This is a genomic window from Pseudoduganella buxea (assembly GCF_009720835.1).
Classification (GTDB): domain Bacteria; phylum Pseudomonadota; class Gammaproteobacteria; order Burkholderiales; family Burkholderiaceae_D; genus Rugamonas; species Rugamonas buxea.
Genome location: NZ_WNKZ01000126.1, coordinates 1 through 12,476, shown reverse-complemented (window position 1 = coordinate 12,476; position 12,476 = coordinate 1). Strand labels below are relative to the sequence as shown.

Sequence of the window (12,476 nt, the reverse complement as noted above, 5' to 3'; positions counted from 1 at the left end):
GCCGGAGCCGCCGGAGCCGCCGGAGCCGCCGGAGCCGCCGGCCGAACCGGCCGAACCCCCCGCCGAGCCGACAGAACCGGAAACGCCCGAGCCGGCACCGGAGCCGCCGGCCGAGCCGGTGGAGCCTCCCAACTCGAAGTGACCTGCAATTGCTAAGTTATTGCGACTGCTGTTGCAAAAACAACAGTTTCAATAAAATTTTCACAACGGAATAACGTTGTCGGGAATATATGTGTGTTACGATTCATCCCAGCAGTAGACACTGACCAGCGACCACACTACTACTCTCACAAGGATAACTAAATGAAACTGAAATTCGCCGTTGCAGGCCTGCTGGCCGCCGCTTCCTTCTCCACCTTCGCTGCTGACCAGTCGGTCCAGATCATCGACGGCGTCGGCTCGTTCGACTCCCTGATCGTCGGCAACGACGGCGTCCTGTCCGGCGGTTCGGACGTGCTGACGTTCGAAGGCCTGTCGGCAGGCGTGTACGACATCGTCCTGACCATCTCCGGCCAGAACCTGACGTTCGACGCTGCCAACACGACGCTGAACGGCTTCAAGGGCGAAGCCTACGGTTCGGGCAAGCTGAAGTTCTTCGGCCTGGAAGCAACCGCCGCACAAAGCCCGTTCATCCTGAACCTGGCCGGCGTTGCCGGTGCCAAGGCGATCTACTCGGGCGAGCTGACCGTGTCGGCCGTACCAGAGCCAAGCACCTACGGCATGATGCTGGGCGGCCTGGGCATCATGGCCTTCCTGGCACGTCGCAAGGCAAAACAAGCGTAATCAACGCTGCGCCGAAAAAAAACCCGCTGCTCCCAGCGGGTTTTTTTACGTTCGGAGCCTTCGCAGGCAGCTCAGCGGCGCAGCGCATGCCCGGCGCCGCTGGACGGGAGCATCACTCCCTGCCCGCAAGGTCCCAGGCGGGTCCGACCCCGCCCCCGATCACTTGCCGGTGCGCCGGAAGTCGCGCACCCGGAAGCCCAGCGCCAGCAGGGCGCCAAAGTAGACCAGGCCGCAGACGGCGATGACGCCGGCCAGTGCGCCGGCCCGCAGCAGCGGCGTGGCGCGCAGCGCCAGCCAGTCGAACTGGGCGGCGCCGAACCAGGCTGCGGCCCCCATGACCGTGACGGCCAGCACCAGTTTCAGGAAGAACTTGCCCCAGCCGGGCGAGGGCGCATAGATGCCGCGCTTGCGCAGGCCGATATACAGGAACAGCGCATTGGTGCACGCGGCCAGGCCGATCGACAGGGCCAGGCCCGCCACCTCGATATACGGCACGAAGATCAGGTTCATCACCTGGGTCGCCACCAGCACGCCCAGCGCGATCTTGACGGGGGTGCGGATATCCTGGCGGGCGTAGAAGGCCGGGGCCAGCGTCTTGACGAGGATGATGCCGACCAGGCCGGCCGCGTAGGCCACCAGCGGGCGGGCCGACATTTCGGCGGCCCGGTCCGTGAAGGCGCCATAGTGGAACAGGGTGGCAATCAGCGGCAGTGCCAGCACGGCCAGGCCGACGGCGGCGGGAATGGCCAGCAGCAGGGTCAGGCGCAGGCCCCAGTCCAGCAGGGCGGAATACTCCACCTTGTCGCCGTCGATATTGGCTTTCGACAGGCTGGGCAGCAGGATCGTGCCCAGCGCCACGCCCAGCAGGGCGGTGGGGAATTCCATCAGGCGGTCGGCATAGGTCAGCCACGAAATGCTGCCTTCCTGCAGGCGCGAGGCGATGCTGGTGTTGATCATCAGGCTGATCTGCGATGCGGAGACGGCGAACACGGCCGGGCCCATCTTCTTCAGCACGCGGCGCACGCCCGGGTCGGACAGGCCGGCCAGCGGATTGATCGACAGGCGCGGCAGCATGCCGATCTTGACCAGGGCGGGCACCTGGATCGCCACCTGCAGGATGCCGCCGACGAAGACGGCGATGGCCTGGGCGTAGACGGGTTGTTCCAGCCAGGGCGCCAGGAACAGCGAGCCGGCGATCAGCGACAGGTTCAGCAGCACGGGCGTGAAGGCGGGAATCTTGAACTGCTTCCACGTATTGAGGATGCCGCCGGCCATGGCCACGAAGGACATGCAGGCGATATACGGGAACATCAGCCGCGTCATCCAGACGGCGGCATCGAAGGCGCCGGCGTCGTGGGTCAGGCCGCCGGCGATCAGCAGCACGAACGCGGGCGCACCGACGATGCCGATGGCGCTGACGATGAGCGTGGCCCAGACCAGGCAGTTCGCCACGTGGTCGGACAAGGTGCGGCAGGCCTCCTGGCCTTCGCGCTGCTTGTATTCGGCCAGGATCGGCACGAAGGCCTGCGAGAAGGCGCCTTCTGCGAACAGGCGGCGCAGCAGGTTGGGGATGCGGAAGGCCACGTTGAAAGCGTCGGTATAGGCGCCGGCACCGAAAGCCCGGGCAAACAGGGTTTCGCGCAGCAGCCCCGTGACACGCGACAGCATGGTCATGCTGGAGACGGCGGCGAGGGTTCGAAGTAGGTTCATGGTGCGCGATTATAGCTGCGCTGCCGGCCGGAAATGCTGAGCTTGAAGTTAAGATAATGCGAAGTTGCTGCGAGCTTGCTGTGCCGATGCCGCAGGTATGCTGTGAAGCCGGCAAGTTTTTCGATTTTTTGAATTGCCCTGCCATCAAAAGCTGGCTATAATTTAAGGCTGTACAGAATTCAGTTACGCAGACACAACGACGACGGCATCGCAGCGGCATCATCTTTGCGGTCTCGATGGGCAACCGACTCAGGTGGTCTGTACTGCGTGGTCTCCAGGTTCTCCTGGACCAGACAGCTGAACGCACCGGTTTGGCAAACGCTATTGTTTGCAAACGAACTTTGACAACGATTTAGGAAATTCCATGGCAAATACCGCACAAGCGCGCAAACGCGCTCGTCAAGCAGTCAAGCAAAACGCTCACAACTCGGCACAGCGCTCCACGCTGCGCACGGCCATCAAGGCCGTTCGCAAGGCGATCCAGGCTGGCGACAAAGCTGCTGCAACGCAAATCTTCCAGTCGTCCGTGTCGACCATCGACTCGATCGCCGACAAAAAGATCATCCACAAGAACAAGGCCGCTCGCCACAAGAGCCGCCTGGCAGCTGCCCTGAAGGCACTGTCCGCCTAAGTTCGCGTGCGGCGGCAATAGCCGCCAGATCGGTGCTGAGAAAAGCCCGCCCGGCCTAGCCGGCGCGGGTTTTTCGCTTTGCCGGATGCATCCGGACCGCCTTGCCGGCCACTGCCCTCCCTGTCACCTGTGCGGACTAGCGGCGAGGCGGGGGGAGATTGCCGATCTTCATGCCCGGCTTGATGTGTTTCTCGCGGAACCAGCCCTGGCGCATCTCCAGCGCATACAGCACGGGCACGCCCTTGCGCGAGCAGTGACTGTCCAGCGCCAGCGGGCGCATGTCCTCGATATTGACGATACTGCCGTCGGCGCCGATAAAGGCCACCGACAGGGGCAGGGGCGTGTTCTTCATCCACATGCACTGCGTGGCGGGCGCATCGAACACGAACACCATGCCGGCATTGGCGGGCAGGCTCTCGCGCCCCATCAGCCCCTGGGCGCGCTGGGCATCCGTGCTGGCGATCTCGGCCTTGATAAGGTGCATGCCGGCCGTCAGGGTCGTCACGGGCATGCCGCTTTGCGCCTGGACGGCGGCCGAACAGGCCAGGGCGGCGCAGGCCAAAAATCGTTTCATCGTTACCTTCGGCTGGACAATAAGCGCCGATTAAGCCACGCCCACCCGGCCGGGTCAAGCGTGCGATCTCCCAACAGCCCAGTTCGTGTCGACATCGGGGTCAGGCACGAAAACCGACACGAGCTCGTCCGGTAATGGCGCTTCCAGTGTCGAGCTCGTGTCGAGATCGGGGTCTGACCCCGATGTCGACAGGCTCGACGGTGCCGCGGCGGGGCGACGGCTGGCACCGATTGCCAAGCTGGGGCATAATACGCGCCGTCTTATGTCTTATAGAAGACTTTCTTGCGACAGTCCGGGTGACGTGCCCCCGGCGACCGGCCTGGGGCGATCTGTCCATCAGCTCGCGGGGCGGAGTAGAATGTGCGACGGTGTTGGGTGCGCCACAAGCGCAAACCGGCGGTTATTTATCGAGTTTCAAGTCGCGAGACCATTTCGCGAAAACTGAGGAAAAAGTGCATGAGCAGTGATCCGACCATCATCTACACCCTGACCGACGAGGCGCCGCTGCTGGCGACCCACGCCTTCCTGCCTGTCGTCAGCGCCTTCACCAAGCCAGCCGGCATCCGCATCGAGCAGAGCGACATCTCGGTGGCGGCCCGTATCCTGGCTGCGTTCCCGGAAAAGCTGACGCCGGAGCAGCGCGTGCCGGACGCCCTGGCCGAACTGGGCAAGAAGACGCTGGAAGCCGACGCCAATATCATCAAGCTGCCCAACATCAGCGCCTCCGTCAGCCAGCTGCAGAACGCGATCAAGGAACTGCAGGAAAAAGGCTACGCCATTCCCGACTACCCGTCCGATCCGAAGACGGATGAAGAAAAGGACGTCAAGGCCCGCTACGGCAAATGCATCGGCTCGGCCGTCAATCCGGTCCTGCGTGAAGGGAACTCGGACCGCCGCGCCCCGCGCGCCGTCAAGGAATACGCGCGCAAGAACCCGCACTCGATGCAGCCATGGTCGCAGGCGTCGCGCACCCACGTGTCGCACATGACGGGCGGCGACTTCTACCACGGCGAAAAGTCCATGACCCTGGATCGCGCCCGTGAAGTGAAGATGGAACTGGTCACGAAGAACGGCGAGAAGATCGTCCTGAAGCCGAAGGTCGCGCTGCAGGAAGGCGAGATCATCGATTCGATGTTCATGAGCCGCAAGGCCCTGCTGGCCTTCTACGAAGCCCAGATCGAAGACGCGCACCAGACCGGCATGCTGTTCTCGCTGCACGTCAAGGCGACGATGATGAAGGTGTCGCACCCGATCGTGTTCGGCCACTGCGTGCGCATGTTCTACAAGGAAGCATTCGAGAAGCACGGCGAACTGTTCGACAGCCTGGGCATCAACGTCAACAACGGCATGGCCGACCTGTACAACAAGATCGCCACCTTGCCGGCCTCGCAGCGCGACGAGATCGTGCGCGACCTGCACGCCTGCCAGGAACACCGTCCGGAACTGGCCATGGTCGATTCCGCCAAGGGCATCACCAACTTCCATTCGCCGAACGACGTCATCGTCGACGCGTCGATGCCGGCCATGATCCGCTCCGGCGGCAAGATGTACGGCGCCGACGGCCGCCTGAAGGAAGTCAAGGCCGTGATCCCGGAAAGCACCTTCGCCCGGATCTACCAGGAGATCATCAACTTCTGCAAATGGCACGGCGCCTTCGATCCGCGCACGATGGGCACGGTACCGAACGTGGGCCTGATGGCCCAGCAGGCCGAGGAATACGGCTCGCACGACAAGACCTTCGAAGTGCAGGAAGACGGCGTGGCCAATATCACCGACCTCGCCACCGGCGAAGTGCTGATGAGCCAGAACGTGGAGAAGGGCGACATCTGGCGCATGTGCCAGGTCAAGGACGCGCCGATCCGCGACTGGGTCAAGCTGGCCGTCACGCGTGCACGCAACTCCGGCATGCCGGCCGTGTTCTGGCTGGACGCCTACCGTCCGCACGAGAACGAACTGATCAAGAAGGTCAACACCTACCTGAAGGATCACGACACGACCGGCCTGGACATCAAGATCATGTCCCAGGTCCGTGCCATGCGCTACACGCTGGAACGCGTGTGGCGCGGCCTGGACACCATCTCGGTGACCGGCAACATCCTGCGCGACTACCTGACCGACCTGTTCCCCATCATGGAACTGGGCACCAGCGCCAAGATGCTGTCGATCGTGCCGCTGATGGCCGGTGGCGGCATGTACGAAACGGGCGCCGGCGGTTCGGCACCGAAGCACGTGCAGCAGCTGGTCGAGGAAAACCACCTGCGCTGGGATTCGCTGGGCGAGTTCCTGGCCCTGGCCGTCAGCCTGGAAGACCTGGGCCTGAAGACGGGCAACGCGCAGGCGAAGGTGCTGGCCAAGACGCTGGACGCGGCCACCGGCAAGCTGCTGGACAACCGCAAGTCGCCATCGCCGAAGACGGGTGAGCTCGACAACCGCGGCAGCCAGTTCTACCTGTCGATGTACTGGGCCCAGGAACTGGCCGCCCAGACGGACGACGCGGCCCTGGCCGCCAAGTTCGCGCCGCTGGCCAAGACCCTGACGGAGAACGAAGCGAAGATCGTCGCCGAGCTGCTGGAAGTGCAGGGCAAGCCGGCCGATATCGGCGGCTACTACAAGGCCGACGAAGCGAAGGTGAAGGCCGTCATGCGCCCGAGCGCCACCTTCAACGCGGCGCTGGAAACCATCGCCTGAAGTTGAACGCTTGAGAAAAAATCCCGCCGTACCGTGAGGTCGGCGGGTTTTTTATTGCCTGAAAAATGGGGTCTGTCCCCATTTTTTGAGCAACTATGCCAGCGTCACTTCGGCGAATTCGCCCGGCATCAGCGGGTGGCTGGCCAGGGAGAACGGGCCGATGCTGCTGCGCACCAGGCGCAGGGTGGGCAGGCCGACGGCGGCCGTCATGCGCCGCACCTGGCGGTTCTTGCCTTCGGCCAGGGTGATGGCGAGCCAGCTGGTGGGCTTGTCGGCGCGGGCACGGATGGGTGGGTTGCGTGGCCACAGCCACTCGGGCTCGGCGATGCGCACGGCGCGGCAGGGCTGCGTGACGAAGTCGCCCAGGTCGAGCGGGGCCTGCAGGCGCGCCAGCGCGGCCGCATCGGGCACGCCGTCCACCTGCACCAGGTAGGTCTTGGCTTCCTTGTGGTCGGGGTGGGCGATCTTGTGCTGCAGGCGGCCGTCGTCGGTCAGCAGCATCAGGCCTTCACTGTCGGCGTCGAGGCGGCCGGCCGGGTAGATGCCGGGAATGGCGAGATAATCCGCCAGCGATTCGCGCCCTTCTTGCGGCGAGAACTGGCACAGCACCTGGAAGGGCTTGTTAAATAAAATCAGTGGCATGGGAAAGCTAATCGGTTGGACGGGTTCCGGACGGCGCAGGCAGGGCGGGGAGGCGGCCGGCCAAGGGCATGGCAGCCGGCAAAATACTGGTGCATAATAAAAGACATGCCTGTTCAGTACCCCACTGGCCGCGATGCCTGCGCTGCAGCGGGCATTTTAATGCAGATTGCCGCGTCGCCCAGGGGTGCCGTCCACAGCCCAGACAAATGGAGAACACGATGTACCAACATATCAAAGTACCAGCCGACGGCCAGAAGATCGCCGTCAACGCCGATTTCTCGCTGGCCGTGCCGGACCATCCCGTCATTCCCTTCATCGAAGGCGACGGCACCGGCATCGACATCACGCCCGTGATGATCAAGGTGGTCGACGCGGCCGTGGCCAAGGCCTACGGCGGCCAGAAGAAGATCAGCTGGATGGAAATCTACGCGGGCGAAAAGTCGACCGGCGTGTACGGCCCGGATGTGTGGCTGCCGGAAGAAACGCTGCAGGTGCTGAAGGACTACGTCGTCTCCATCAAGGGCCCGCTGACGACGCCCGTCGGCGGCGGCATCCGCTCGCTCAACGTGGCGCTGCGCCAGGAACTGGACCTGTATGTCTGCCTGCGCCCGGTGCGCTATTTCGCCGGCGTGCCATCGCCGGTGCGCGAGCCGGAAAAGACGGACATGGTGATCTTCCGCGAGAACTCGGAAGACATCTACGCCGGCATCGAGTACCAGGAGGGCAGCGAAGGCGTCAAGAAGCTGATCAAGTTCCTCACCGAGGAAATGGGCGTCAAGAAGATCCGCTTCCCGGACAGCTCGGGCATCGGCATCAAGCCCGTGTCGCGCGAAGGCACCGAGCGCCTCGTGCGCAAGGCGATCCAGTACGCCATCGACAACGACAAGCCGTCCGTGACGATCGTCCACAAGGGCAATATCATGAAGTACACGGAAGGCGGCTTCCGTGACTGGGCCTACGCGCTGGCGCAGAAGGAATTCGGCGCCGAGCTGATCGACGGCGGCCCATGGTGCAAGTTCAAGAACCCGAAGACGGGCCGTGACATCATGATCAAGGACTCGATCGCCGACGCCTTCCTGCAGCAGATCCTGCTGCGCCCGGCCGAGTACAGCGTCATCGCCACCCTGAACCTGAACGGCGACTACATCTCCGACGCACTGGCGGCCCAGGTGGGCGGCATCGGCATCGCGCCGGGCGCCAACATGTCGGACTCGGTGGCCATGTTCGAAGCCACCCACGGCACGGCACCGAAATATGCCGGCAAGGACTACGTCAATCCCGGTTCGCTGATCCTGTCGGCCGAGATGATGTTGCGCCATATGGGCTGGACCGAGGCGGCCGACCTGATCATCGCGTCGATGGAAAAGGCCATCGCCACGAAGAAGGTCACGTACGACTTCGCCCGCCTGATGGAAGGGGCCACGCAGGTGTCGTGCTCCGGCTTCGGCGACGTCATGATCGACCAGATGTAAGGGCCGCGGGCCGGACCAGCCCTGCCTCCCGCCGTGGAGCAGGGCTTTTTTTGTTTGCGCGGTAGCCAGGAGACTGTATTGAAGACCATTGGACTGATCGGCGGCATGAGCTGGGAATCGACGGTGCCGTACTACCGTCAGATCAACGAAACGACGCGCGCCGCACTGGGCGGCCTGCACTCGGCCAGGCTGGTGCTGGTGAGCGTCGACTTCCACGAAGTGGAAGCCCTGCAGCGGGCCGGCGACTGGGAGGCGGCCGGCGCCATGCTGGCCGACGCGGCGCGCAAGCTGGCCGGCGCCGGCGCGGACTTCCTCGTGCTGTGCACGAACACGATGCACAAGGTGGCGCCGGCCATCGAGGCGGCCGTAAACATCCCCCTCCTGCATATCGCCGACCCCACGGCCGACGCCATCAAGGCGGCCGGCTGCGCCACGGTGGGCCTCCTGGGCACGCGCTTCACGATGGAGCAGGCCTTCTACCGCGACCGCATGGAAGGCCATGGCCTGGCCGTGCTGACGCCGGGCGAGGCGGACCGCCAGATCGTCCACGACATCATCTACGGCGAATTGTGCGTGGGCCGCATCGAGCCGGCCTCGCGCACGCAATACCGCCGCATCATGGACGACCTGGTGGCACGGGGCGCCCAGGCGATCATCCTCGGCTGCACCGAGATCACCCTGCTGGTGAACGGCTACGACGCCAGCGTGCCCCTGTTCGACACCACCGCGCTGCATGCGCGGCACGCCGCCGAGCTGGCCCTGGCCTGAATCACCCCCTGGAAAAACGCGCTTGACAGGCGCACGGCGTTAATTTAACTTCTAAGTTAATTAACGAAGGAGTTAAATTGATGGACGACCCGCTCAGCCAGACGTTCGCGGCATTGGCGGACCCGACCCGGCGTGCCATCCTGGCGCGCCTGGCAGAAGGGGAGGCGACCGTGAACCAGCTGGCCGCTCCCTTCGACATCAGCCTGCCCGCCATTTCGCGGCACCTGAAGGTGCTGGAGGCGGCGGGGCTGATCACCCGGGGGCGCGCCGCCCAGTGGCGCCCCTGCAAGCTCGAAGCGGCACCGCTGCGTGCGCTCGATGGCTGGCTGGACGGCTACCGGGCCATGTGGGAAGGCAGCTTCGACAAGATGGACACTTATCTGAAACTGATCCAAGGAGAACACAATGGAAACAGCGATGGAAGTAAGCCAGGCAGCACCGGCAAGGGGAACCCAGGCGACAGCTGACGGGGTGCGTTACGACGAGCTGCTGATCGTGCGCACCTTTGACGCCCCGCGCGCGCTGGTATTTCACGTATGGCGCCAGCCGGAACACGTCAGGCAGTGGCTGGCGCCGCTGGACTTCACGTGCGCCAGCCTGGACTGGGATTTCCGGCCCGGCGGCACGTGGCGCGCCTGCATCGGCAACGGCCAGGACGAGCACTGGATGAACGGACGCTTCGTCGAGATCGTGCCCGACGAGCGCATCGTCACCACCTTCAGGTGGGACCCGGACGAAGGCGACGACACGCACAGCCCGGAAAACCGCATCACCGTCACCTTCGCCAGCGACGGCGAGCGCACCGTGCAGCGCTTCCACCAGGGGCCGTTCACCACCGTGCAGCGGCGCGACAGCCATGGCAAGGGCTGGGCCAGTGTCATCGACCGCACGGGCGACTACGTGGCGCGTCTGGCGCGGCAGGCTTGACGATCCCGTTCGCGCGGCACGGCGCCCGCTGAAAGGCGGCGCGGCGGACCGCCCGCCCGGCAGCGTGAACACTGCCGGGCGGCGAAAATGTTATGGTGCGGTCATGGCCGGCGTGTCGCCGGCCATTTGACGCCTGCCAGAACAACCGCCATGTCCCACGCACATCCCGCTTCCCCCGACCTGAACACGGCATTCGCAATGGGCGGCGGGCAAATGGGGGCGCTGCTGCGATCCTTCGACTGGGCCGCGACGCCACTGGGGCCGCTGCACGCGTGGCCCGTGTCGCTGCGCACCAGCGCCGGCATCCTGCTCAATGCCCGCCATCCCATGTTGATCGCCTGGGGTCCGGGCCGGCACCTGCTGTTCAACGACGCCTACCTGCCCATCCTGGGCGAGCGCGCGCGGCCGCCGGCGGCCGTGCTGGGCCGCCCGATCGCGCACGTGTGGCCGGACGCCTGGCCGCAGCTGGCGCCGATGCTGGCCGAGGTGGAGCAGGGCGGCTCTGTCCACGCCGAGAACCGTCCCTTCGATTTGCAGCGCAACGGCTGCCCCGAGCAGATCCATGTGACCTTCTCGCTCAGTCCCATTCGCGGCGAGGACGGCGCCGTGGCGGGCATCCTGTGCGTGTGCGTCGAGACGACGGCCACGGTGGTGGCGCAGCGGCAGCGCGACGCGGCGCTGGAAGCACACGCCAAGTACCGCACCTTCTTCGACCAGGGCAGCCATTCGGCAGCGCTGATGGCGCTGGACGGCACTGTCGTCGACATCAACCGGGCCGCGCTCGATTCGGGTGCGTGGCGCCGCGAGGAAATCGTGGGCCTGTCCTTGTGGGACTGCGGCTGGTGGCGCGCTTCGCCGGTGCTGGCGGCGCGGGTGCGCGACAGCGTCCTGCAGGCCGCGGGCGGCGCCACGGTGCGTGGCGAACTGCCGTACTGCTCGCTCGATGGCAGGGAGCGCTGGACCGATATCGTCTTCGCGCCCGTGCTGGATGCCGCCGGTGCGCCCCTGTTCGTCGCCGCCACCGGCACCGACATCACCGAGCGGCGCCAGGTCGAAGCACGCCTGCGCCTGCTGGACGCCATCGGCGAGGCCACCCGCGTGGCCACGGACCCCCGCGCCATCATGGCCGAGGCCACGCGCCTGCTGGGCCAGTACCTGGGCGTCACGCGCGTGGCCTATGCCGACCTGGAAGCGGACAACGACCGCTTCACGATCCGCCACGACTGGACCGTGCCGGGCGTGGTAAGCACCGTCGGCGTGTACTCGCTCGACCTGTTCGGATCGCGCGCCACGTCGAACCTGCGCATCGGCCGCACCCTGTCGATCGACGACGTCGACCAGGATCTGGCGCCGGGCGACGGCGACGCCATGTTCAACGCCATCGGCATCAAGGCCATCATCTGCTGCCCGCTGGTCAAGGGCGGCGCCCTGGTGGCCATGATGGCGGTGCACCAGGCGCTGCCGCGGCGCTGGACGGCCGACGAGATCGCGCTGGTGGAGGCGGTGGTGGAGCGGTGCTGGGCCCATATCGAGCGGGTCCGCTCGACGGAGGCGCTGCACCGGGCCGACCGCCACAAGTCCGAATTCCTCGCCACCCTGGCGCACGAGCTGCGCAACCCGCTGGCGCCCATCAGCAACGGCCTGGAGCTGCTGCGCCTGGGCGGCACCGACGGCGCGATGGCGGCCAGTGTGCGGCAGATGATGGAACGCCAGGTGCGCCACATGGTGCACCTGATCGACGACCTGCTCGACATCGCCCGCGTCTCGAGCGGCAAGATCGTGCTGCGCCGCGCCGTGGTCGACTTGCGCGACGTGGTGGCGGCCGCCGTCGAGACGAGCCTGCCGGCCATCGAGGCGCCCGGCCACGCGCTGGCCGTGGACCTGCCGCCGTTTTCCCTGCCGGTCGACGTGGATGTGGTGCGCGTCAGCCAGGTGCTGGGCAACCTGCTGTCGAACGCGGCCAAGTACACGCCGAACGGCGGGCGCATCGCCGTTGAAGCGCGGGTCGATGGCGGCAGTGTCGTCGTCACCGTGGCCGACAACGGCATCGGCATCCCGGCCGACGCGCTCGAGACGGTGTTCGACATGTTTACGCAGGTGGGGCGCAGCGTGGCGCGCTCCAACGGTGGCCTTGGCATCGGCCTGTCGCTGGTGCGCCGCCTGCTGGCGCTGCATGGCGGCACCGTCGCAGTCAGCAGCCCCGGCATCGGCCAGGGCAGCACGTTCACGGTGCGGCTGCCGCTGGCGCAAGGAAGCGCGGCCGGCCTGCCGGCCGCCGCAC

Annotated in this window: 11 protein-coding genes; 8 read left to right on the top strand and 3 right to left on the bottom strand. The window is 65.6% G+C overall.

Annotation, left to right across the window (positions count from 1 at the left end; translation table 11 throughout):
* Nucleotides 1-303 precede the first annotated feature (303 nt).
* Complete coding sequence (locus tag GM672_RS25385) at nucleotides 304-783, top strand: FxDxF family PEP-CTERM protein (protein ID WP_155473310.1); 480 nt, start codon at nucleotides 304-306, stop codon at nucleotides 781-783.
* A gap of 159 nt (nucleotides 784-942) precedes the next feature.
* Here GM672_RS25385 and murJ read toward each other — a convergent pair whose 3' ends face one another.
* A complete protein-coding gene (gene murJ, locus GM672_RS25380; RefSeq protein WP_155473309.1) occupies nucleotides 943-2,493 on the bottom strand; it encodes a murein biosynthesis integral membrane protein MurJ in 1,551 nt (516 codons plus the stop codon).
* 364 nt (nucleotides 2,494-2,857) lie between these two features.
* Between murJ and rpsT the strand changes: the two genes are divergently transcribed.
* Entirely contained in the window at nucleotides 2,858-3,124 is a 267-nt protein-coding gene (gene rpsT, locus GM672_RS25375; protein ID WP_131147094.1) for a 30S ribosomal protein S20, read from the top strand.
* Between the two features lie 136 nt (nucleotides 3,125-3,260).
* Here rpsT and GM672_RS25370 read toward each other — a convergent pair whose 3' ends face one another.
* The gene (locus GM672_RS25370; RefSeq protein WP_155473308.1) at nucleotides 3,261-3,698 is read right to left on the bottom strand and encodes a DUF192 domain-containing protein; all 438 of its coding nucleotides are present in this window, start codon (nucleotides 3,696-3,698) and stop codon (nucleotides 3,261-3,263) included.
* A 456-nt stretch (nucleotides 3,699-4,154) separates the two neighbouring features.
* Here GM672_RS25370 and GM672_RS25365 point away from each other — a divergent pair, with 456 nt between their 5' ends.
* The gene (locus GM672_RS25365) at nucleotides 4,155-6,386 is read left to right on the top strand and encodes an NADP-dependent isocitrate dehydrogenase (protein WP_155473307.1); all 2,232 of its coding nucleotides are present in this window, start codon (nucleotides 4,155-4,157) and stop codon (nucleotides 6,384-6,386) included.
* A gap of 93 nt (nucleotides 6,387-6,479) precedes the next feature.
* Here the strand turns inward: GM672_RS25365 and GM672_RS25360 are convergent, their stop codons facing one another.
* Nucleotides 6,480-7,028, bottom strand: a complete 549-nt coding sequence (locus GM672_RS25360) for a pseudouridine synthase (protein ID WP_155473306.1) — start codon at nucleotides 7,026-7,028, stop codon at nucleotides 6,480-6,482.
* 218 nt (nucleotides 7,029-7,246) lie between these two features.
* Between GM672_RS25360 and icd the strand changes: the two genes are divergently transcribed.
* From icd to GM672_RS25335, 5 genes are all read left to right on the top strand, one after another.
* A complete protein-coding gene (gene icd / locus GM672_RS25355; protein ID WP_155473305.1) occupies nucleotides 7,247-8,500 on the top strand; it encodes an NADP-dependent isocitrate dehydrogenase in 1,254 nt (417 codons plus the stop codon).
* A 78-nt stretch (nucleotides 8,501-8,578) separates the two neighbouring features.
* On the top strand, nucleotides 8,579-9,268 hold the full coding sequence (locus tag GM672_RS25350; protein ID WP_155473304.1) for an aspartate/glutamate racemase family protein: 690 nt from the start codon (nucleotides 8,579-8,581) through the stop codon (nucleotides 9,266-9,268).
* 80 nt (nucleotides 9,269-9,348) lie between these two features.
* Nucleotides 9,349-9,735 carry an ArsR/SmtB family transcription factor gene (locus tag GM672_RS25345; RefSeq protein WP_155473303.1) on the top strand — a complete coding sequence of 129 codons (387 nt, stop codon included), beginning with the start codon at nucleotides 9,349-9,351 and terminating at the stop codon, nucleotides 9,733-9,735.
* Nucleotides 9,674-10,195: an SRPBCC family protein gene (locus GM672_RS25340; RefSeq protein ID WP_211517424.1), complete on the top strand. Its 522-nt coding sequence runs from the start codon at nucleotides 9,674-9,676 to the stop codon at nucleotides 10,193-10,195. The genes GM672_RS25345 and GM672_RS25340 overlap by 62 nt, the downstream gene beginning before the upstream one ends.
* Nucleotides 10,196-10,345: 150 nt before the next feature.
* Nucleotides 10,346-12,476 (top strand): PAS domain-containing sensor histidine kinase (locus GM672_RS25335; RefSeq protein ID WP_170300237.1); only part of this gene is annotated, 2,131 nt, incomplete at its 3' end.